The organism is Candidatus Macondimonas diazotrophica (assembly GCF_004684205.1).
Taxonomy (GTDB): domain Bacteria; phylum Pseudomonadota; class Gammaproteobacteria; order UBA5335; family UBA5335; genus Macondimonas; species Macondimonas diazotrophica.
Genome location: NZ_SRIO01000002.1, coordinates 216983 through 238517 on the forward strand (window position 1 = coordinate 216983; position 21535 = coordinate 238517).

Annotated in this window: 24 protein-coding genes; 17 read left to right on the forward strand and 7 right to left on the reverse strand. The window is 61.0% G+C overall.

From position 1 onward, the window contains the following. Nucleotides 1–40 precede the first annotated feature (40 nt). Entirely contained in the window at nt 41–2422 is a 2382-nt protein-coding gene (gene ppsA / locus E4680_RS02575) for a phosphoenolpyruvate synthase (RefSeq protein ID WP_135280803.1), read from the reverse strand. A gap of 182 nt (nt 2423–2604) precedes the next feature. Here ppsA and ppsR point away from each other — a divergent pair, with 182 nt between their 5' ends. After that, nucleotides 2605–3429, forward strand: coding sequence for a posphoenolpyruvate synthetase regulatory kinase/phosphorylase PpsR (gene ppsR, locus E4680_RS02580; protein ID WP_135280804.1), 825 nt, complete (start codon nt 2605–2607; stop codon nt 3427–3429). Between the two features lie 40 nt (nt 3430–3469). Here the strand turns inward: ppsR and E4680_RS02585 are convergent, their stop codons facing one another. Beyond that, nucleotides 3470–3964 carry a DUF4345 family protein gene (locus tag E4680_RS02585; RefSeq protein ID WP_135280805.1) on the reverse strand — a complete coding sequence of 165 codons (495 nt, stop codon included), beginning with the start codon at nt 3962–3964 and terminating at the stop codon, nt 3470–3472. An 84-nt stretch (nt 3965–4048) separates the two neighbouring features. After that, on the reverse strand, nt 4049–4360 hold the full coding sequence (locus E4680_RS02590; RefSeq protein ID WP_135280806.1) for an encapsulin-associated ferritin-like protein: 312 nt from the start codon (nt 4358–4360) through the stop codon (nt 4049–4051). Nucleotides 4361–4454: 94 nt separating this feature from the next. Here E4680_RS02590 and E4680_RS02595 point away from each other — a divergent pair, with 94 nt between their 5' ends. The 6 genes from E4680_RS02595 (at nt 4455) to E4680_RS02620 (ending at nt 10351) form a co-directional block, all read left to right on the forward strand. Next, entirely contained in the window at nt 4455–4943 is a 489-nt protein-coding gene (locus E4680_RS02595; RefSeq protein WP_135280807.1) for a DUF1249 domain-containing protein, read from the forward strand. Nucleotides 4944–5071: 128 nt separating this feature from the next. Then, a complete protein-coding gene (locus E4680_RS02600; RefSeq protein WP_135280808.1) occupies nt 5072–5533 on the forward strand; it encodes a MaoC family dehydratase in 462 nt (153 codons plus the stop codon). Between the two features lie 18 nt (nt 5534–5551). Next, on the forward strand, nt 5552–6394 hold the full coding sequence (locus E4680_RS02605; protein ID WP_135280809.1) for a uroporphyrinogen-III synthase: 843 nt from the start codon (nt 5552–5554) through the stop codon (nt 6392–6394). Nucleotides 6395–6414: 20 nt separating this feature from the next. Further along, nucleotides 6415–7842: a cardiolipin synthase gene (cls, locus tag E4680_RS02610; RefSeq protein ID WP_135280810.1), complete on the forward strand. Its 1428-nt coding sequence runs from the start codon at nt 6415–6417 to the stop codon at nt 7840–7842. Between the two features lie 65 nt (nt 7843–7907). Continuing rightward, on the forward strand, nt 7908–8918 hold the full coding sequence (locus E4680_RS02615; protein WP_135280811.1) for a zinc-dependent alcohol dehydrogenase family protein: 1011 nt from the start codon (nt 7908–7910) through the stop codon (nt 8916–8918). Continuing rightward, the gene (locus tag E4680_RS02620) at nt 8915–10351 is read left to right on the forward strand and encodes an FAD-binding oxidoreductase (RefSeq protein WP_205688716.1); all 1437 of its coding nucleotides are present in this window, start codon (nt 8915–8917) and stop codon (nt 10349–10351) included. Before E4680_RS02615 ends, E4680_RS02620 begins: the two co-directional genes overlap by 4 nt. Here E4680_RS02620 and E4680_RS02625 read toward each other — a convergent pair. Both E4680_RS02625 and E4680_RS02630 read right to left on the reverse strand, forming a co-directional pair. Further along, on the reverse strand, nt 10290–12032 hold the full coding sequence (locus E4680_RS02625) for a SulP family inorganic anion transporter (RefSeq protein WP_135280812.1): 1743 nt from the start codon (nt 12030–12032) through the stop codon (nt 10290–10292). The two genes, E4680_RS02620 and E4680_RS02625, sit on opposite strands and share 62 nt — an antisense overlap. A 66-nt stretch (nt 12033–12098) precedes the next feature. Continuing rightward, the gene (locus tag E4680_RS02630; protein WP_135280813.1) at nt 12099–12785 is read right to left on the reverse strand and encodes an MBL fold metallo-hydrolase; all 687 of its coding nucleotides are present in this window, start codon (nt 12783–12785) and stop codon (nt 12099–12101) included. A 128-nt stretch (nt 12786–12913) separates the two neighbouring features. On the opposite strand from E4680_RS02630, the gene E4680_RS02635 reads away from it, so the two are divergent. Beyond that, the gene (locus tag E4680_RS02635) at nt 12914–13453 is read left to right on the forward strand and encodes a DUF924 family protein (RefSeq protein WP_135280814.1); all 540 of its coding nucleotides are present in this window, start codon (nt 12914–12916) and stop codon (nt 13451–13453) included. Between the two features lie 33 nt (nt 13454–13486). Here E4680_RS02635 and radC read toward each other — a convergent pair whose 3' ends face one another. Then, nucleotides 13487–14200, reverse strand: a complete 714-nt coding sequence (radC, locus tag E4680_RS02640) for a RadC family protein (RefSeq protein ID WP_135280815.1) — start codon at nt 14198–14200, stop codon at nt 13487–13489. A gap of 137 nt (nt 14201–14337) precedes the next feature. Between radC and coaBC the strand changes: the two genes are divergently transcribed. After that, on the forward strand, nt 14338–15630 hold the full coding sequence (gene coaBC / locus E4680_RS02645) for a bifunctional phosphopantothenoylcysteine decarboxylase/phosphopantothenate--cysteine ligase CoaBC (protein WP_135280854.1): 1293 nt from the start codon (nt 14338–14340) through the stop codon (nt 15628–15630). Nucleotides 15631–15695: 65 nt separating this feature from the next. Here coaBC and E4680_RS02650 read toward each other — a convergent pair whose 3' ends face one another. Next, nucleotides 15696–16190, reverse strand: a complete 495-nt coding sequence (locus tag E4680_RS02650; RefSeq protein WP_205688717.1) for a DUF2214 family protein — start codon at nt 16188–16190, stop codon at nt 15696–15698. 1 nt (nt 16191) lies between these two features. Between E4680_RS02650 and dut the strand changes: the two genes are divergently transcribed. The 8 genes from dut to E4680_RS02690 all read left to right on the forward strand — a co-directional run bounded on the left by dut (nt 16192) and on the right by E4680_RS02690 (nt 21527). After that, on the forward strand, nt 16192–16644 hold the full coding sequence (gene dut / locus E4680_RS02655) for a dUTP diphosphatase (protein WP_135280856.1): 453 nt from the start codon (nt 16192–16194) through the stop codon (nt 16642–16644). A 434-nt stretch (nt 16645–17078) separates the two neighbouring features. Further along, nucleotides 17079–17990, forward strand: coding sequence for a DUF6662 family protein (locus E4680_RS02660; RefSeq protein WP_135280816.1), 912 nt, complete (start codon nt 17079–17081; stop codon nt 17988–17990). A 15-nt stretch (nt 17991–18005) separates the two neighbouring features. Then, entirely contained in the window at nt 18006–18536 is a 531-nt protein-coding gene (locus tag E4680_RS02665; protein WP_135280817.1) for an FMN-binding protein, read from the forward strand. Further along, entirely contained in the window at nt 18514–19386 is an 873-nt protein-coding gene (locus E4680_RS02670; RefSeq protein WP_167792343.1) for an FAD:protein FMN transferase, read from the forward strand. The genes E4680_RS02665 and E4680_RS02670 overlap by 23 nt, the downstream gene beginning before the upstream one ends. 11 nt (nt 19387–19397) lie before the next feature. Then, nucleotides 19398–19898, forward strand: a complete 501-nt coding sequence (locus E4680_RS02675) for a hypothetical protein (protein WP_135280819.1) — start codon at nt 19398–19400, stop codon at nt 19896–19898. A 515-nt stretch (nt 19899–20413) separates the two neighbouring features. Continuing rightward, nucleotides 20414–20575 (forward strand): DUF1328 domain-containing protein, encoded by a 162-nt coding sequence (locus E4680_RS02680; protein ID WP_135280820.1) that lies wholly within the window; start codon nt 20414–20416, stop codon nt 20573–20575. 70 nt (nt 20576–20645) lie between these two features. Continuing rightward, nucleotides 20646–21263 (forward strand): BON domain-containing protein, encoded by a 618-nt coding sequence (locus tag E4680_RS02685; RefSeq protein ID WP_167792344.1) that lies wholly within the window; start codon nt 20646–20648, stop codon nt 21261–21263. A 63-nt stretch (nt 21264–21326) separates the two neighbouring features. Beyond that, nucleotides 21327–21527, forward strand: coding sequence for a CsbD family protein (locus E4680_RS02690; protein ID WP_135280822.1), 201 nt, complete (start codon nt 21327–21329; stop codon nt 21525–21527). Nucleotides 21528–21535 lie beyond the last annotated feature (8 nt).

Genomic DNA, 21535 nt, shown 5'->3' on the forward strand with positions numbered 1-21535 from the left:
GATCGGGCGATCAATCCGGCCGAGGATACGAATGGCGGAATCAGGTTGTGGCTTTGGCGTCGGCAAGATACAGCCAGGTGGGAATCACGGTATCCGGATTCAGGGACATGCTCTGGATGCCCTGTTCGACCAGCCACTTGGCCAGATCGGGATGATCCGAGGGGCCTTGTCCGCAGATGCCGACATACTTGTTCTGTGCCCGACAGGCCGTGATGGCCATGGACAGCAGCTTTTTGACAGCCGCGTTGCGCTCGTCGAACATGCCGGCCACGACGGCCGAGTCGCGGTCCAGTCCTAAGGTCAGCTGGGTCAAGTCATTGGAGCCGATCGAGAAACCGTCGAAATACTGAAGGAACTCATCGGCCAGTAGTGCGTTGGACGGCAACTCGCACATCATGATCACCTTGAGATCGTTCTCTCCGCGTTTGAGGCCGTTTTCAGCCAGTAACGCGGTCACCTTGCGGGCACCCTCCGGCGTCCGCACGAAGGGGATCATCACCTGAACGTTGGTGAGGCCCATATCGTTGCGGACCCGCTTCAGGGCACGACACTCGAGTTCGAAGCAGGGTTTGAAGTCGTCGGCGATATAGCGTGAGGCGCCGCGGAAGCCCAGCATCGGGTTTTCCTCATGCGGCTCGTATTGCGCGCCGCCGATCAGATTGGCGTATTCGTTGGACTTGAAGTCCGAGGTGCGCACGATGACCGGATGGGGCCAGAAGGCTGCGGCGAGCGTGGCAATGCCTTCGGTCAGTCGGGTGACGTAGAACTCCACCGGATCGTCATATCCAGCCATTTGACGGCGGATCTGGGCTTTCAGTTCCGCTGGCTGTTCGCTCAGATGAAGCAGTGCCTTGGGGTGCACGCCGATCATTCGGTTGATGATGAATTCGAGTCGGGCCAGACCGATGCCGCTGTGGGGCAACATGGCGAAATCGAACGCCCGATCCGGATTGCCGACGTTCATCATGATCTTGACCGGGATATCGGGCATGGCGTCGAGCTCTGCGCTGCGCACCTCGAATTCCATCAGCCCGGGATAGACCATGCCGGTATCCCCTTCGGCGCAGGACACCGTGACCGGTTCGCCGTCCTTCACTCGATCGGTGGCATCGCCGCATCCCACCACCGCCGGAATACCGAGTTCGCGCGCGATGATGGCGGCGTGGCAGGTGCGTCCGCCGCGATTGGTGACGATTGCCGCGGCCCGTTTCATGATCGGTTCCCAGTCTGGATCGGTCATGTCCGTGACGAGCACATCGCCCGGCTGAACGCGGTCCATCTGCGAAATGTCCTGGATCACTCGGACCGGCCCGGCACCGATTTTCTGACCGATGGCGCGCCCTTGGGCCAGCGGCTTATCCGGGTGGGTCTTCAGAATATAGCGTTCCAGCGTGCGGTGCCCGATATTGCTCTTGACCGTTTCCGGGCGCGCCTGGAGGATGTAGATCTTGCCGTCGCGGCCGTCCTTGCCCCATTCGATATCCATGGGCCGGCCGTAGTGCTTCTCGATGATCAGGGCCTGCTGTCCCAGCTCCTCGATTTCCGCATCGGTCAGGCAGAAACGCTGGCGGTCTTCTTCCGGAACCGGGACGGTTTCGACGCGCTTGCCGTTCGCAGCTGGGTCGGCGTAGATCATCTTGATCAGCTTGGTGCCGAGCACCCGCCGCAAAACCGCCGGATGACCGGATTCGAGGGCGGCCTTGCGGACATAGAATTCATCGGGGTTGACCGCGCCCTGGACTACCATTTCGCCAAGCCCGTAAGACGCGGTGATGAAGACCACACCGTTGAAGCCCGACTCGGTATCGAGCGTGAACATGACACCCGATGCCCCGACGTCGCTGCGCACCATGCGCTGAATACCAGCGGACAGGGCAACATGGCTGTGGTCGAAGCCCTTGTGGACACGATAGGAAATTGCGCGGTCATTGTAGAGCGAGGCGAACACTTCCTTGATGGCATGCAGGACGGCGTCCAACCCATCGACGTTGAGGAAGGTTTCCTGCTGTCCCGCGAAGGATGCGTCGGGAAGGTCTTCGGCGGTGGCCGAGGAGCGCACGGCGACCGTGATGTCGCCACCGGCCTGGGCCATCATCTTCTCGTAGGCCGCAGTGATTTCCTCGTTCAGGCGTGCAGGCAGCGGTGCATCCATGATCCAGCGGCGAATCTGGGCGCCGGTTTGCGCCAGGGCGTTGACATCGTCGACATCCAGGGCCGTCAAGGTCGTATTGATCCGATCCTGCAGCCCGGTCTCGCGAAGAAAGTCGCGATAGGCCTGGGCCGTGGTGGCAAAGCCATCGGGCACATGGACACCGGCTGATCGCAAATTGCTGATCATCTCGCCGAGGGAGGCATTCTTGCCGCCGACGCGATCCACGTCGCCCATCCCAAGACCGTCGAACCAAATGACATAGCTTTCCAAGACCAAACCCCCAGATGTCGAGAGAATTGCCAGCATGGGGCGCCGGCGAGCCCGTTCCGGTTCCGGTTGAAGCGCTTGTGAAAGTCGCCTAACCTGCCGGGAAGGTTCCGTTCAGTGGCCGTCCTGTATAAGGTCGGTGCACTGAAATGGCGCGGGTTTTTCGCCGACGAAGGTTACCATAGATGGCCAAGAAGCGTACTGTTTTCTACCTCTCTGACCGCACCGGGATCACAGCAGAAACACTGGGTGGAAGCCTGCTCACCCAGTTCGACGGGGTGGAATTTCGTCAGATCAGCGTGCCATTCATCCAGAGTGAGGAGAAAGCGCGGCGTACAGTGGCCATGATCGACCGAACGGCGCAGGAGGAGGGCGTGCGGCCGCTGCTGTTTTGTACGCTGGTCGACGACCGGGTGATCGCGCTTCTGCAGGAAAGCCAGGGCTACTTGCTCGATCTGTTTGGGACGTTCATCGATCCGCTGGAAATGGAGTTGGGGCAGGAGTCGACTCATAGCGCAGGTCGGGCCCATGGCATTGCCAATCAGCGGGCCTACCAGTCGCGGATCGAAGCCATGCATTTTGCACTGGAGAATGACGACGGCAATTCGCCGCACAACTACCGTCAGGCGGATATCATTCTGGTCGGCGTATCGCGATGCGGGAAGACGCCGACCTGCCTCTATCTCGCGCTGCAGTTTGGTTTGCGCGCCGCGAACTATCCACTGATCGAGGATGATTTGCATGCCATGGTGTTGCCCGACCGTTTGGTGCCGCACCGCAAGAAACTCTACGGGCTCAGCATCGATCCCGACCGGTTGGTGCAGATTCGCGCCGAACGTCGCCCCAATAGCCCCTATTCATCGCGTCGGCAGTGCGATTGGGAGATCCATGAGGCACAACGCCTGTTTGAGGTGGAATCGATCCCGTGGATCGATTCCACCTACAAGTCCATCGAGGAAATTGCCAGCACCATCGTCGATCAAACGGGTGTGCAACGCCGGTTTTTCTGAACACGGGCGGCCGGCGAAGGCGTGCGGGTGCGCGCGCGTCTCAGGGCAATGGTGAATACGATGAATCAGCACCTGTCCCGGATGTACTCCCAGGGGCGGTTGGCTGGGGCGCCGCAATCGGCGTCGATTGTGGGGCGCGGTTCAGGCGCGGATTGAAAAACAGGGTCAGCAGGCCCAGCAGTGCCGTCAGCGATTCGTAGATCAGCGCGGAGCCGGTGTAAAAGCTGTCCCAGCCATGAGCAGCCACGCCGGCGCCGCGCGCCAACGCCAAACCACCGACCATGGCGACCAGAACCCAAGTTCCCAGACGGGACCATTTGGGAACGATTCCGCAGATCAGGAGCAAGACCCCCAGTCCGAGTTGCAGGCCGCCATACACTGCCTGCAGTTCGATCTGGCTGGTCAGAGTGGGTGCCAGTATCCCTGTCATCCGGGTCAACAGGTCGGGATACAGCAGACAAAGTAGGCTGAACCCAGCGAATACGGCGCCGGTAATCAGCAGGATCAGGCGCTGCAGATCGAATGAATTGGCCATCTCCTCACCTCATCGAAAACATGTGGGTTATTCTAAAGCCGGGATGGTTCCCGGATTAGGAGCGCATTGCCGCGACGATTCCGCCTACCCGTCCCCGTTGTGCGCTGCTTCGAGGACCGCCAAGGGCTTGTCGGTAAACAGATAGTCCCGCAACTCCTTGTCAAATCGATCGTCTCTGCGCCGGAGCCACTCGATCAGCATGGCGGCATGCTCTTTTTCTTCATCGCGATTGTGCGCCAGAATCGCGCGGAGTTCCGGGTCTTGGCAAGCGTCCATGCGCTGCTGATACCAATCAACGGCTTCGAGTTCTTCCATCAGAGACGTGATGGCCCGGTGCAAGTCCCGGGTTTCGGGCCGCAGTTCAGCGGCAGATTCGTGATAGCCTTCATTCGCCATTGGCTGATCCTTGTGACGAGTTGATGGTGTTGAAACCTTAACACACCTGCCTTGACGGGCAGCTCGGGAGATCTCTGGATCGGGTCAATTCATCATGAATGTCGCTACTGTTCCGCTCATGGTGCATCGCTATGCGCAACCGAATCTGGCCAGCCTGCTCGCGCTTTATGAGCAGAACTACGCGGCACTCTTCCACCTACTGGGTATGGCGGGGCCCTATCCATCCGGCGCTGTAGCGCGGCCGTCCCGACTGCCGGCGCTGTATCTGTCGGTACTCGAGCGCGAGCGGTTCACGACAACCTACCACCTGACCCATCACTTCGGGCAAGCCGATGAGTCGCAGATGGTTCCGGACCTGCAATTGCGCGTATACCACGATGCGCGTCAATGCGAAGCCATCCCCAGTCCAGCGCCGGCTTCACGGCGTGGGAATCCGATGATTCCGATGTCCGAGCGATGGTCGGTCAATATCATGCTCAACAAATGGTTGCGTTACTGTCTGGATCACGGGTATTGCTTCGGGGGGATCCATCCTTCTGTCACCGATCGTTCCCCGGCGGCGCGCGCGCCCGATCCCGAGTGACGCCAGCGCTTCTCGCAGCCCCGGGTGCTGCGCTAAAGTCGGCCGATTGCGGCAGGACGCCTTTGAAGGATCGGCATGCACGACGTCCGAACGCCGCCTGAATCGTCAAGCAAGGAGATCAGACAGAAATGGCCAAGCGGGTGATCGACGGCGTTGTCGAAATGAAGGAACTGGTGGGCCAGGAGGTCGGTGTCAGCGATTGGGTCGAAGTGACACAGGAGCGGATCAATCAGTTCGCCTTGGCGACCGGCGACAACCAGTGGATCCACACGGATCCCGAGCGGTGCCGACGCGAGTCGCCGCACGGGATGCCTATTGCACATGGGTATCTGACCATTGCCTTGACGCCTGCATTGGTCGACGAGGTCATCCAGATCCGGGGGATGCGCATGGGCGTGAACTATGGCTTGAACAAGCTGCGCTTTACCGCTCCAGTACCCGTTGGAAGCCGGATCCGCGTGCGCGTGACCCTCAAGGGTGTGCGTGAGATTGCCGGCGCCATCCAGACGGTGACCCAGCTGAGTGTAGAGCGGGAAGGGCAGGAAAAGCCGTGTTGTATCGCGGAGACCCTGAGTCTTTACTATCCCTGAACGTACCCAGGAGCCACCATGAGCGATGACCTCCCGCTTGCAGGGCGAACCTTCGCGCTTCCCGAAACCCGTTTACTGGACGTACTGGCCGGATTGGTGGAGCGGCGCGGTGCAGCCATCTGGCGCTGCCCCATGGTGGCGATCCTCGATCATCCGGATGAGGATGCGGTGTTGGCATGGCTGCGCCACTTCATTCAGGACCCGCCGGCATTGACCATTCTGCTGACCGGTGAAGGTTTGCGGCGGTTGTTGGCATGCGCGGAACGGCATGCGTTGGACGAAGCGTTCCGTCAGGCGTTGGCGCGCCAGCCGACCTTGGTTCGGGGACCGAAACCGGCACGGGTTCTCAAGGAAATGGGCCTGGAGCCCCGCTGGAGTGCCGTATCGCCGACCACGGCGGGAGTGATCGAGACCCTGCGGACCCTGCCTGTCGCAGGCCGGGATGTGGGCGTGCAGCTCTATGGCGAAGACCCCAATTTACCGCTCATGACGGCATTGCAGGAATTGGGCGCACGTCCCCGTCCGGTGGCGCCCTATGTGTATGCGCCGAAATCCGATGATGAACGCGTCGTTGCTCTGATTCACGCCTTGGGTGAGGGCCGTATCGACGCGATTCTGTTTACGAGTCAGCCTCAATATCGCCGGTTGCGGCAGGTGGCGCAGGAGCATGGTCTCATGGATGTGCTCGAACGCGGGATCAACCGGACGCAGGTCGCTGCGATCGGCCCGGTCGCCGCCGATGACCTGGCGCGGCACGGCGTACGGGTCGATATCATGCCGAGTGACAGCTTTTTCATGAAGCCGCTGGTCAGCGAACTGGTCCGAGTGTTCTCCCGGCCCGCGCCTCCATCGGGCCACTGAGTCGGTCGACCCCATCCGTCATGGAACTGTGGTACGGCCTACCCGCGTTGTTCGTCACCCTCCTGGCACTGGCGCTGACCTGCCATGTCGCTTTGGTGAAACGGGACGCTCGGGCTGCAACCATGTGGATTGTCGTGATCTGGTTCACGCCGATCCTCGGAGCATTGTTCTATCTGCTCTTTGGTGTCAATCGTGTTCGCCGTCACGCGAGTAGTCTGAAGCGCCCCATCCGGCCCCCATCTCAAGGTGCCCTGCGTGTCGGGGAGAGCGAGCTGCGCGGCGCCGTAGGCACGCACAATGCGCATCTCACCGAATTGGCCGAACTGGTGACGCGGGTGACCCGGTTGCCGTTGTTGGCCGGCAACCAGTTGCATACCCTCGTGGATGGGGATGAGGCGTTTCCCGCAATGCTCCATGCCATCGAGCAGGCGCGCACGAGCATTACGCTGTCGACATATATCTTCGGCAACGATCGCGTGGGGCAGGCCTTTCGCGATGCCCTGGTGCGGGCCCGGGTCCGTGGCGTCCAGGTCCGGATTCTGGTGGATGCGGCGGGAGAACGGTATTCCTGGCCGCCGATGGTGCCGGTCCTGCAGGCGGCGGGATTGACCGTGGCACGCTTCCTGCCGGGCAAACGTGTGGCCTGGTTGGTCGGTCTCAATTTGCGCAATCATCGCAAGCTCCTGATTTGCGATGGCCGGGTGGGTTTTACCGGTGGTATGAATCTGCGTATACATCACTGCCGGGACAGTGGCCGACGCTTTACGCAGGACCTGCATTTTCGCGTCGAAGGCCCGGTGGTCCGCCAGTTGCAGGACATCTTTGCGCAGGACTGGGCTTTTGCGGCGGGTGAACGTCTGGCGGGAGAGGACTGGTTTCCCGCCCTGCATCCAGTGGGCAGCATGATCAGCCGGGCGGTATCCGATGGACCCGACGAGGATCTGGATCAGCTGTCCTGGGTCTTGATGGGTGCGCTCAGCACCGCCAAGCACCAAGTACAGGTCCTGACGCCCTATTTCCTGCCGGATCGCAGCCTGATCAACGCGCTGAATCTGGCGGCATTGCGCGGGGTTCAGGTCGATATCCTATTGCCGGCGCACAATAATCTTCCGTTCGTGCACTGGGCAATGATGGGGCAGCTCTGGCAGGTACTGGGTCACGGTTGCCGGGTCTGGTTCAGCACCGGCGCTTTCGACCATAGCAAGTTGATGGTGGTCGACGAATCCTGGGTGTTCATGGGATCAGCCAATTGGGATCCACGCAGCTTGCGGCTCAATTTCGAAAGCAATCTCGAATGCTATGATCAAACGTTGGCCAGCCAATTGGCTGCTTTGGTCACCACACGGATTGGCGCCGCACGCGCCTGCACACTGGCGGATGTGGATTCCCGCAAGCTCCCGATCAAGCTGCGCGATGGATTCGCCCGCCTGCTTTCGCCGTTTCTGTGATAGACGAAACGCATTCGGGTTTGCCGGCGCCCGGCTTGCACACGGCGCTGCGGCAGGAGGACTCCATGGTTCGAGTGATGCAATTGACGCGCTTCGGTTTGGATGGGTTGGAGCGAGCCGAGCGTCCGCTATCCAGTCCGGGGCCTGGTCAGGTGCAGGTCCGCATGGCCGCGGTATCTTTGAATTACCGCGACTGGATGATGGTTCAGGGACGCTATAACCCGCGTCAGCGTCTGCCGCTGATTCCCTGTTCGGATGGTGCCGGAACCGTGGTCGCGGTGGGAGAGGGCGTCACGACCTGGCGTGCCGGTGATCGCGTCATGGGGGTATTCGCACAGGATTGGGCGGACGGCTGTATGCAGGCGCGCTATGGTCGGCTGACCCTGGGCGGGCCGCTCGACGGGATGCTCGCTGAAATGGCGACCCTGCCGGAAAATGGTCTGGTGCGCACCCCGGACTCACTCAATGATGCACAGGCAGCTTGCCTGCCGTGCGTCGGGGTGACGGCTTGGCATGCTTTGGTCGAGCAGGGAGCACTCAAGGCGGGCGATACCGTGTTGGTGATCGGGACCGGTGGGGTTTCCTTGATGGCGATGCAGCTGGCTCTGGCCCATGGGGCTCAGGTGATCGTGGTCTCGCGAAGCCGGGAAAAGCTCAATCGCGTCGAAGCCATGGGTGCAATGGCCGGTATACACAGTCAGACCACGCCGGCGTGGGGCAAGGCGGTCCGTGAGCTGACCGGTGGTCAGGGCGTCGATCATGTCATCGAAATCGGCGGTGCTGAAACCCTCGTCCAGTCCATCGAAGCCGTGCGGCCTGGTGGATGCATTGCCGTGATCGGTGTCGTGTCGGGTGTGTCTTCACAGATCGACTTGCGTCGCGTGTTGATGCGCGGCGTGCGCCTGCAAGGCGTGTTTGTCGGCAGCCGGCGCATGCATGAGGCGCTGAGCGATGCGGTGGAGGCGGTGGCGCTGAAGCCAGTCATCGATCGCATGTGGTCATGGACTGAAGCGCATGCGGCGTTTGAATATCTCGCCAGTGGGGAATCGTTCGGAAAAGTGGTACTGACGTGGTGAATGCGGATCCTCGGCACACGCATGGTCACCTGGATTTCTTTCGGTGTGTCTGTGGGCCGCGCGCTGTCCTCACCGACCCTCAGGCGCAGGCACCTTATCTGGAAGAACGCCGCGGCCGCTTTTCCGGTACGGCAATGGCGGTGGTGCTCCCGGGCAGCACGGCTGAAGTCGCTGCTGTGGTGCAGTACGCCCACGCCCAAGGCATTGCGATGGTGCCGCAAGGCGGGCATACCGGCTTGTGCGGTGGCGCAGTGCCGGATGCCAGCGGCCGGCAGATCATCCTTAATCTGCGGCGGATGCGAGACATCCTGTCGATCGACACGCTCGAAGGAACCGTCACCGTGCAGGCCGGCTGCCGCCTGGCCGACCTGCAGCAGGCAGTCGAGGCCAAGGGTTGGTATTTCCCATTGAGTCTCGCATCGGCCGGGGAGTGCCAGATTGGCGGCAACCTGGCGACCAACGCGGGCGGGCACAACGTGCTGCGCTATGGCAATGTGCGCGAGCTGTGCCGTGGCCTCGAAGTCGTACTCGCGGACGGACGGGTCTGGTCGGATCTCTCGGGTTTGCCCAAGAACAACAGTGGCTATGATCTGAAGCAACTGTTCATCGGGTCGGAAGGCACGCTGGGTGTCATCACCACGGCGGTCCTGCGGCTGGTGCGGCAACCAAGGCAGCAACTGGTGGCCTTGGTCCCGGTCCCGGACATTGCAACCGCGCTCCGGTTGTTCGGTGCAATCAACGACGAAATGGGGGAGGCGTTGACGGCGTTCGAGCTCATGTCGGATTTTTCCATGATGCTCGTCGCCCGGCATTTTCCTGAAGTGGTTGCATCGTTACCCTTGAACAGCGCCTGGTCTGTTCTGGTCGAATTGTCGCGCCCGGGCACGGCGGAGGACTTGCTGTCTTCTTTCTCTGGTGCACTGGACAGATCAATCGGCCGCACGGAGATGAATGATGCGGTGGTCGCCCGTGATCTCGTACAAGGCAGCCGGTTATGGGCGATTCGCAACGCCATCCCCGATGCCCAGCGGCGCGAAGGGCCCAGCATCAAGCACGACATCAGCCTGCCTCGGGGACAGATCGCGGGTTTTATCAGCGAGCTGTATCCGCTGCTTCAGGATCGTTGCTCTGGCGTCCGGCCGTGTGTGTTTGGTCACCTGGGGGATGGCAATCTGCATTTCAACCTGTCGGCGCCTTCGGCTGGTGAGGCGCAGGATTTCGTTCTTCAGCGCGAGCGGCTCGAGCGCCTCGTTCACGACCGGGTGGTGGCGCATGGGGGCAGCTTTTCCGCTGAGCACGGGATCGGCCAACTCAAGCGTAACGAGATGGCGCGTTACAAAGATGAGGTCACGCTGGATCTGATGCAGCGCATCAAGTACGCACTCGATCCGGACAATGTGATGAACCCGGGCAAGGTGCTGCCGGATCGGTAAGTGCCTGCACGGCCTGATGGGTGTGCAGAAAGACACGGCCCGGCGAGAGCCGGTCCGGCAGGCCAATCCGTTCCAGGCGATCCATCACCGGACCCTTGACCTCGGTGAGGTGGAGGGTGATGCCCTGCGTGCGCAGATTCTTGATCAATCCCTGCAGCATTTCCAGGGCGCTGACGTCGATGGCGTTCACAGCGCTGGCAATCAGGATTACGTGCCGCGTATCGGGCGCGTCGGTCAGCGCTTCGAGGATGAAATCCTCGACCGGTCCGGCATTGGCGAAGCACAGGTTTTCGTCGACACGCACCAGCAACAGACCGGGCCAGGTATCCACCGTATGGCGCTCGATGTTGCGGAAATGCTCGGTTCCGGGGACCCGGCCAACGCGCGCGATGTGCGGGTGACCGGTGCGCCAGATGAACAGCAGCAGCGACAGTGTAAGGCCCAGCAGCAGCCCTTGCTCGACCCCCAGCATCACCACGCCGAACAGCGTGGCGAGCAGTGCGGCTGCATCCGTGCGGTCGTATTGCCAGGCTTGCCGCAGCGTCTTGACGTCGACCAGATTCAGCACGGCTACGACGATGATCGCGGCCAGAATGGCCTGAGGCATGTGGATGAAAAGCCCATGCAGATAGAGCGCCGCCAATCCCACCAGGAAGGCCGTGATGATGCCGGCCAGTGGCGTGCGTGCACCGGCGGTGTCGTTGACCACGGTGCGACTGAAGCCGCCGGCGACCGGCATGGCGCCGGTGAAGGCCGCGCCGAGATTGGCGGCACCCAGGGCGATCAATTCCTGATCCGGATCGATGCGCTGACGCCGGCGACTGGCCAGGACTTTCGCGACGGAGACACTCTCGACATAGCCGATCAGCGCGATCAGCGCCGCGGACGGGAGAAGGTCCAGCCAGGGCTGCGATGCGGTGAGAAACCCGATGTTGGGTTTGGGCAGGCCCAGGTCCAGGGCGCCGACTACGGCGACCCGATGGTCAGCGTCCCAATGGCCCAACGCCACCGCGGCAGTTCCGGCCAGCACGACCACCAGTGGCGCAGATTTCCCGGCGACGAGTACGAGGCGATCCGGCAGCCGCCAGTGTCGCAGCAGCCGGCTCAGGGGCGCACCAGCGAGCCACAGCGACGCCATCGCTGCGCTACCCAGCACCACCGTCAGTGGTTGAATCTGCGGCCATCCCGCGGCCAGGCCGGCGAGCGTGCTCGGGACCGTGTGTCCACTGGCCGGAATCCCGGTCAGATGCTTGATCTGACTGACGACGATGACCAGGGCCGCGCCGGTGGTGAAACCGGACAGGACCGGATGGCTGAGAAAGTTCATCAGCTTTCCGGCGCGGAACGTGCCCAGCAAGAGCAGCAGCACGCCGACTTCGAATGCGAGGATCAAGGCATAGATCAGGGCGACCGCGGGATCGCTGATGCCGTGTCCGCTCAGTGTGCTGGCCACCAGCAGGGCTGCCACCGCAACCGGGCCGACGGCTAGTGTACGGCTGGTTCCCAGGAAGGCATAGAGGATCGGTGGCAGCATGCTGGCATACAAGCCGGCTTGAGGGGGCAGGTTGGCCAGCATGGCGTAGGCCAGACTTTGGGGGATGAGCAGAATCGCTGTGATGACACCGGCGAGGCCGTCATCGATCAGGTCCCGGCGGCTGTATCCCTCCAGCCATCGGCGCATGGGAAGCGCGGGGCGGCGTATCCGCCACCCTGACTGCCGCGGCGCATCACCCACCGGAAAAACTCCTCAGGCCGGCTGGCCACAGGCCAGGTTGGCCGGGACAGCCACGTCCATGTACTTGGGATTGGGCAGATTCAGGTTGTTCATGATGTTCATGTATTCTTCGACGGATCTGACCTGCAACCGCGGGTTGTAGTGTTTTTCCTCGCCAATGGTGCTGACGGTCCAGCCTTTGTAGTCGTGTCCCGGATAGACCAGCGTGTCCTCGGGCAGCTTCAGCAGTTTGTTGAACAGGCTGTCGTACTGGGCACGCGCGTCGCCGTTCTGAAAATCGGTCCGGCCCGTGCCGCGAATCAGCAGCGTGTCGCCCGTGAACACCCGGTCGTCCATGACAAAGCTGTAGGATTCATCGGTATGGCCCGGGGTATACAGCGCGCGCAGCTTCAATCCGTCGAGCTCGATGAGTTCCCCGTCGGTGACACGCTGGGAGACACATTCGGCGCGGGTCTGTTCGCCCATAATGGTGATGCAGCCGGTAGTCTCGCGCAGCTGGCCCATGGCGGTCACATGGTCGGCATGCGTGTGCGTATCAATGGCCTTGACCAGCCGGACATCGAGCTCGCGCAGCAGTTGCACGTAGGTATTCATCTGCTCGAGCACCGGATCGATGATCACCGCCTCGCGGCCGGGCTGGCTGGCCAGCAGATAGGTGTAGGTGCCGGTATCCAGGTCATAGAGTTGGCGGAACAACATGATCACTTTCCTCCTGCAGGCTGAGATGACCTATATCCATTATATGGAATAAATATATTCATAAAAGTTTTATCGTAGAGTTCCCGGATTGACAGGGCAGTCATCCGGTCGCAACGGAGTCGATCTCGATGGTCCATCAGAACGTCCTGACATTCTGGTTCGATGAGCTGACGCCACGTCAGTGGTGGAGGGTCGACCCTGATCTGGATGCGCAAATCGCGTGCCGCTTCGGCGCTCTCTGGGATCAGGCCCGGCGGGGAGAGCTTCATGACTGGCGTCGAGTCGCTTACGGCCGCCTGGCCGAAGTCATCGTCCTGGACCAGTTCTCCCGCAACGTGCATCGCAACACGCCACATGCGTTCTCTCAAGATGCCATCGCGCTGGTGCTCGCACAGGAAGCTGTTGCGGCAGGTGCCCTGGAGGTCCTGTCGCCCGTCGAGTGCAGTTTTCTGCTCATGCCCTATATGCATAGCGAATCCCTGCGGATTCATCAGGCAGCGCAGCCGTTGTTCGCAGCCTATACGCCTCCTGAAACCCAGGATTACGAACGGCGCCACAAAGCCATCGTGGAGCGGTTTGGTCGTTACCCTCACCGCAACGCCATCCTGGATCGCCCCTCGACAGACGCCGAACGCGCGTTTCTGGAACAGCCGGGTTCGCGCTTCTGAGATACGCCGGGTCATCGCCCCCTGACGATGGCGTCATCCTCGGTGAGTTTCCCCAGCCGGCGGGCAGACTGCCGGTAACAACCCCCGTTCGGCCAATGAAACACAGATGCCGTCGCCGACAATCAGGTGGTCGAGTACCCGCACGCTGATCAGTGCGAGCGCCTGGACCAGCTGGCACGTAATGACTTCATCCGCGGCGCTGGGCTCCGCGATGCCCGATGGATGGTTGTGGCAGAAAATCACCGCAGCAGCGTTGCATGCGATGGCGTTGCGGACCACCTCGCGTGGATGCACGGCGGCCTGGTCGATCGTGCCACGGAACAGCTCGCGAAATTCGATCACACGGTGCCGGTTGTCCAAGTACAGGCAGGCGAAGATTTCGAATGGCTGGTCGCGCAGCTGGCTTTGCAGAAAGCGGCGCACCGTCTCGGGCTGGCTCATGACATCGCCGCGTTTGAGGTTCTCGCCGAGATGCCGGCGCGCCATTTCGAGAACCGCCTGGAGCTGGGCGTATTTTGCCGTGCCGAGTCCTGGGGAACGACAGAATTCCTGTCGCGACAAACCGAGCAGCTTGCGCAGGCCGCCGTGTTGAGCCAACAAGTCCCTGGCGAGATCGACCGCATTGCGGCCGGGGATACCGGTGCGCAGGAAGATCGCCAGCAGTTCGGCGTCGGACAACGATCCCGGGCCTTGGCTCAAGAGTTTTTCACGGGGGCGTTCGGAGTCGGGCCAGTCGGTGATTCGCATGGTGTTGTTGTCTGGGGTGAATCGGGCGGAGTCGTGTGAGCGTCGAGGAGGCGGCATGGGTTGTGGCAAGCCAGCGGTCTGCAGCGGACATGCGCCTCAGCCCTATCGGCGAACGGGCTGGAGACTTGACGGGCGCTATGGCGCGGATTCGTGTTGGGGTAGGATGTGCCGATGGATTCGAAGCCCAAGGACTGCGCGTCTTGATCCCTGCGCCCGCCACGCCACAAGCACCATTTCCCCAGCGCATTCTGCTCGGCGTGACCGGCGGCATTGCGGCGTACAAGAGCGCCGAACTGGTGCGGCGGCTGCGCGAGGCCGGCGCCGAGGTTCAGGTGGTCATGACCGACGCGGCGACGGCATTCATCACGCCCCTGACTTTGCAGGCGCTGAGCGGGCGTGCGGTGCGTACCCATTTGATGGATCCCCAGGCCGAAGCCGCCATGAGCCATATCGAACTGGCGCGGTGGACTGATCACATTCTGATTGCGCCAGCGAGTGCCGATTTCCTGGCCCGTCTGGCGCATGGCCTGGCGAATGATCTGCTGAGCACGGTCTGTCTTGCCAGCGAAGCCCCATTATCGATCGCGCCAGCCATGAACCGGGTGATGTGGCAGCATCCGGCAACGCAGGCCAATTGCGCGCTGCTGAGTGCCCGTGGCGCAAGATTCCTGGGGCCCGCCGAAGGAGAGCAGGCCTGCGGTGAGACGGGTGCGGGGCGGATGCTCGAGCCCACTGAGCTCGTGCGGGCACTGGCCGCGCCGCGCCAGCGGGTCGATCTGCATGGTCTGACCGTGATGGTTACCGCGGGCCCCACGCGGGAACCGCTCGATCCCGTGCGGTTTCTGACCAACCGCAGCTCGGGAAAGATGGGCTACGCCGTCGCGCGGGCGGCCCGGGAGGCCGGCGCCGAGGTGATTCTGGTCAGCGGTCCGGTGAATTTAGCCCCACCCGCCGGCGTCACCTATGTGCGGGTGGAGCAAGCCGAGGCGATGCGCGAGGCCGTGATGCGACAGGTCGATGCGGTCGACCTGTTCATTGCCACGGCGGCGGTGGCGGATTATCGCCCGGTGGTTCGTGCCGGCGAGAAGATCAAGAAGCATGACAGGGTGTTGACTCTGGATCTGGAACCCACGCCGGACATCCTGGCAGAGGTGGCTGCCCGGGCGCGGCGGCCGTTCACGGTCGGCTTCGCGGCCGAGACCGAGCGGGTAGCCGAATACGCTCAGGACAAGCGGCGCCGTAAACAGGTGGATCTGATCGCCGCCAATCAGGTCGATGATCAGGGGCTGGGTTTCGACAGCGACGACAACGCGCTGACTGTGTTCTGGGACGGAGGCTCCTGCGCATTGCCGCGCCAGCCCAAGCAATCGCTCGCGGTGGCCTTGCTGGACGTGATTGCCGAGCGGATGGGGCGCGGCGTCGCCGATTGACCGGATCCCCGACAATCCGGGCGCTGCGTGGTCGCTCGGATCCGGTCACCTCGCCGATCCTTGATTCACCCGAGGCCGTATCCCCGGGCCATCAGTGCGGCAAGGATGGGGATCAGCACCAGCAGGTGGGCCGCCAGCATCAGCAGGATGCGCAGCCTGCGCAGCGCTGGTTGCGCGGGGATCCAGTCCGGATCGGATCGACGGGCCCGTTGCCAGGCCCGCAACTGCCTGGACACCGGTAGGGCCAGCAGGATCATCACGACGAACAGGCTGATCTTGACGTGAAACAAGGGGTTGGCGAGATAGAATGTGGCTCCTTTGGCGCCTGCAAATAGCCGCAGAATCCCTGTGATCAGAACCAACGCGAGCGTCAATTGATAGAGTCGATCATAACGCGGCAGCCGCTCTACAGCCGCCGGCATCCAGGCCGGTCTTGCCAGCGCGGTTTCGATCGACAGAAACGTCACCATTACCAAGATTGCGATGAAATGGCTTGCGGCGAGCAGGGCGTCGGTCATGCAGGCTCCATTAGTTTTCAGCGATATGCCGAGGAATTCCATGATGCTCGAAGTTCAGATTCGTGTGCTTGACCCCCGTCTGGGCGCGCAACATCCCTTGCCGGATTACGCCACTTCGGGTTCGGCCGGGTTGGATCTGCGTGCCTGTCTGGACGACGCGTTGATTCTGGAGCCCGGGCAAACTGCGCTGATTCACACCGGACTGGCGATCCATATCGGCGATCCGGGGTACGCTGCCATGATCCTGCCGCGCTCGGGCCTGGGACACAAGCACGGCATCGTGCTGGGCAATCTCGTCGGCCTGATCGATTCGGATTATCAGGGTGAGTTGAAGATTTCCTGCTGGAACCGGGGTGTGGAGTCGTTCACTCTCCAGCCCTTCGATCGCTTGGCGCAGCTGGTCTTCGTTCCCGTGGTCCAGGCGCGCCTGACGCCAGTCGATGCCTTTGCATCCAGTGATCGCGGCACCGGCGGATTCGGACATACCGGGCGCTGAGCCGGTCTGGACAGTGCCTATCCAGATCCGCTGCAAAGGCCAGGTACCCGAACGATTCATCTTGCGCGCTTGCATCCGTCCGTCCCGATTTCACGTCAATCGGTGCGATTTTCACGGACAGAGTGCAGTGTGCCGATGCTGCGCCGTCGCCTTCCCTCGTCGGGGTGATGGGGCGTCTGGACGGTCCCGCAGCAGTTCCGCTTTGCCCCGCTGGAATGCGGCGTAACCGGTCACCTTGATCGGGACGCGGGAAGCCGTTCCAGTGGGCGCGGTGCCCGCGCGCTGACCCATAGGGGGGCGTCTTCGTGACCGCTGGGGCGGGACCGTTGGATTCCCCGTATCGCCCGGTGTGGGCAGGTGCAATGCCTGATCCATATCAATTGCGTTTGATTCTCATTAGGAGAATAATTAGCAAAAAACTTTTGGGGGTTGATATGCATCAGATATCCAAACGCGGTGGTCATGCCCGCAGAGCCAGTCTACCGGTGCTGGGAACGTTGTTGGCCGTTGGTCTGCATGCCGCGCCAACCTCTGCAGACGAAAATCTGTTCGGCTACGTGACGGGGGTCGATACCTTGCCCAAAGGTGCAGGGGAAATCTACCTATGGGCAACCGATCGCCGGGACAAAGGGCAGGGAGATTATGCGGCACAAGATTATCGGATCGAATTCGAGCGCGGGCTAACCGATCGGCTCACTGGCTCGCTGTACCTCAACTGGCGGCACCACGAGATCGAGGGCGCGGCCCCAATCGATGAAACGGGCATGCCGGAATATCCGGACATCGACCGGTTTGGATTCCAGGGTGTACAGGCCTCCCTCAAGTACAATCTGGTCAGTCCCTATACCCATCCGGTCGGATTATCGCTCTATGTCGAGCCCGGCTACTCCGAAATCTTCAAGATCACGGGCCAGGAACAGCAGGAACTGTCGCTGGAAACCAAGCTCATCGTCCAAAAGAATTTTCTCGACGATCAGCTGGTCTGGGCAACCAACCTCACGCCCGAATTCGAGGTGCGCAAGTTCGATGGCGAGGAAGATTGGGAAACCGAGTTGGCGTTCGAGGTGACATCGGGTGTGTCCTATCGGTTTGCACCCAAGTGGTTCGGGGCCCTGGAGGCGCGTTATCACTCAGAGTATCCCGATTGGCCGGACAGTGATGTGCGTGAACACTATGCGCTGTTCGCAGGCCCGAGCCTGCACTATGGCGCTGAGCGTTGGTGGTGGACCTTGACCTATCTGCCGCAGTTGACGGGGCGGCCCGCGGATGCAAGTCGCGATGAGGATCTGCATCTGCATGAGCACGAAAAGCGCGAGATTCGCCTGAAGGTCGGTTACAACTTCTGACGACGGAGGCTCGGCATGAGCGAGCGTTCTCCCTTCCTGATGATCCCTTTCGCCGCGCTCGCGGTGTCGCCGGTATGCTACGCCGTGCAGTATCTCTCGGTAGAGCAGGCTCAGGTGCTGATGTTTCCCGATACGGTACTGACGCCGCTGCCGATAACGTTGAGCGCCGATCAGAAGAAAGCCATCGAGCGGCGGGCCAGGACCAAGGTACGCCAATCTTCGCTCAAGCTCTGGCGCGCGGCCAGCGGCGGGTACTTTCTGGTCGATCAGGTGCTCGGCAAGCATGAGTTCATCACCTATGCGGTTGCCTTGGACGATGCGGGAGCAGTGCGGCAAATCGAGATCATGGATTACCGAGAAACCCATGGCGACGAAGTTCGCCGCGTGGGGTGGCGAGCCCAGTTCACGGGCAAGACCAGTGCCGATACGCTGCAAGTAACCGAAGACATCCAGAATATCTCTGGGGCCACCTTGTCCTGTGTGCACATTACCGATGGCGTTCGCCGACTGCTGGCTACCTACGATGTCGCTATCCGTCCGCACTGAGTTCCGCTCGTGGCGACGCGCTCAGCCGCTCTTGGGGACCTTCGTGGAAGTGACCCTGGAGGGGCCGGAAGATGTCTATCCGGCCCAGACGTTCGATGCCGTGTTTGCGGAAGTCGCACGTGTTCACCGCTTGATGAGCTGGTATGAAACCGAGAGCGATGTCAGCCGCATCAACCGAATGCCGGCAGGCCGGTGGGCTCGCATCGACCCCCGCACCGTATGCGTGCTGCATGCTGCATCAAGGATGTACGAGCGTAGTGGGGGCCTGTTCGATGTTACCTGTGAGCGCCATTTACGGCGTGCCGGCGTGTTGCCCGAGGGGCCGATCGAGGGTGGAGCGCAGCGTCAGGGGACCATGAGTGACCTGCTGTTGGATGAGGAAGGCGGTGTTTTCCTGAAGCAGCCGCTGACCATTAACCTGGACGGGATCGCCAAAGGCTACGCCGTCGATCAGGCAATCGCGCTGCTCAACATTCACGGTGTGAGATCCGGATGTGTCAATGCGGGCGGCGATCTGCGCCTGTTTGGGCCGGTGGCGCAGGAAATCGGGCTGCGCAATCCACGACGGCCAACAGAGATCTGGCAATTGGGCCGGTATCGCGCCTGTGCCGTCGCCACCACGGGCGGCTACTTCCTGAATACGCAGGCCGACGTGCCAAGTGCCGTCGTGGATCCAGTTACCGGCCAGCCCGTGGCAGTTTCCGGTAGCGTGACCGTCACGGCTCCCCTGTGCATGTACGCCGATGCCTTGACCAAGATCGCGACCCTGATGCGTCCGGACGACGCTGTCGTGGCGCAGCTATTTAAAGAACTCGATGCCCACGTTTATCACTTTCCGAGATGCGCTTAAGGAGGTGGATCATGCTTGAGGTGCAACGTACGAACAGTGCTCCTCTCTGGCAACGTCTGTTTCTCTACCTGACCTTGTCCGGATTGGCAGTGACGGGGAGCGCGTGGATGATCATCCACTACGCCACTGGCGGTTTTTCGGGAGAGCATAGACCGTACGCCATGCTTCACCAACTCATGATCTATCACGGGATCCTGGGCTATGTCATGGCCATCGCCACCGGAATCTTTCTGGGGCAGCACGTCGCAGCCGGTTGGCGCGCTGGCCGCAGTCGTGCCACCGGCGTGAGCGTGATGATCTTGCTCGGTGTGTTGATGAGTACCGCTCTGGTGCTCTACTACAGCGGCAACGATGCTTTGCGGTCACTGGCCAGTCTGGTTCACCAGATTCTGGGTGTGGGTGTGGTCTTGGCGATTCCACTGCATGTCGCCCAACGCATCGCTCAACCGACACGCGCAGTGCGGGCGATGGCCGCCGATTCGGCTCGGGAAACGAATTCGTCAGCAGTTTGAGCGGGCGTTGTCGGAAACGGTCACCGGTGGGTGACCGGCCCGTATACGGATCGCTTCCCGGTCGATGATGGTATTAACGTTTTATCTCTTCTGTCTCGACCATCTCCAACCATCTTCAGTGAATGTTTGGCTGCTGCGCGTGCCCTGCCTCTCAGGATAGGGGCATTTTTCTTGCAAGACCGAATGCGCGCTTTGGATTCTCCGGGTCGTGGTTCAGTTCTCGGGTGAGTCGCCTGACGGCCATTCTCATGGCATTCGTTTTTGCTCTCGCGCAAGCGATTCTGCCCATCAAATGAACTTCCACAAGTTCAGTCTGTCCGAGCTTTTAACCTTGACATCGATTTGGTCGCGTTGCCGTTTTCTTGGCGCTGCAGGGTCATCCATGTTGTCATTCGGAGACAGTTTTTTGTTTCCCGGTTATCTGTTGAATCTTTTTTTGCAAAATTATCAACAAGGGGAACTTTCGATATTCATCATCATCCAACGAGTCCGGACACTACAGGAGGAAGCATATCATGTTGAGTTATGCCCTGATGTTTTTGATCATCGCCATCCTGGCGGGCGCGCTGGGATTCAGTGGTGTTGCCGGAACGGCTAGCTGGATTGCCCAGGTTCTGTTCGTTCTCTTTCTGGTTTTATTTGTCTTGTCCTTTTTCAGAAACAGAAATCGGGTTTGAACATTCGGATTCAGAGCGTCATTGAATGAAGATTTTGTGCCATTTGAACGTCAAGTTCGGAGAAAGTGAAATGCAAAAACAAAGCAAAGCGAGATCCTTTATGCAGGCCACCACGCTGATGGTTGGTTTGGCAGCCTGTTCCTCGTTCGTCATGGTTCCTGCGGCGATGGCAGCCGAGCGTAGCGCAACCGAGCGCGTTGACGATGCCGCCATTACGGCCCAGGTCAAGACGCGGCTGCTGGCAAACGAGGTAACGCGGAGCATCAACATCAATGTCGATACCAAGGCGGGTGTCGTGACGTTGCGGGGCACCGCGCCGAACGAAACGGCCAAGGAAAAGGCCGAGGAGGTTGCTCACGGGGTTGAAGGCGTTCAGGCCGTGGCCAACGCGCTGATCATCGGTGATTCGTCCATGAATCCTCAAACCGCGACCGCCAAGGCCAAGGATGCCGCAGTCGAAGGGGAACAGATGGCGGGTGATGCCTGGATTACCACCAAGGTGAAGGCGCAGCTTCTGGCGGATGACGAGGTGAAAGGTTTCGACATCAATGTTTCGACAAAGAGTGGCGTCGTGACGCTGGCTGGACTGCTTCCCAGTGAGGCGATGCGTGACAAGGCCGTGCGTATCACCAAGGGCGTAAAAGGGGTGAAAAAAGTCAACAGTGATGCGTTGAAGGTGGGTTCGTAATCGGAACCGGTGGGCGATTGGTTCGGTCTTTTGCCGAGTTAGGTCAACCTTACGGAGGATGCAATGAACGAAGATCAGATCAAAGGGAAGTGGAAGCAATTGAGCGGACGGATCAAGGCGCAGTGGGGAAAACTCACGGATGATGATCTCGCTCAGTTGGAGGGTGATCGAGACTATCTTCTGGGGAAGATCCAGGAGCGCTACGGCATTACCCGGGAGCGCGCCGAAGAACAGCTTCGCGCCTTTGAGAATCAACTCCACTAACTGAGCGC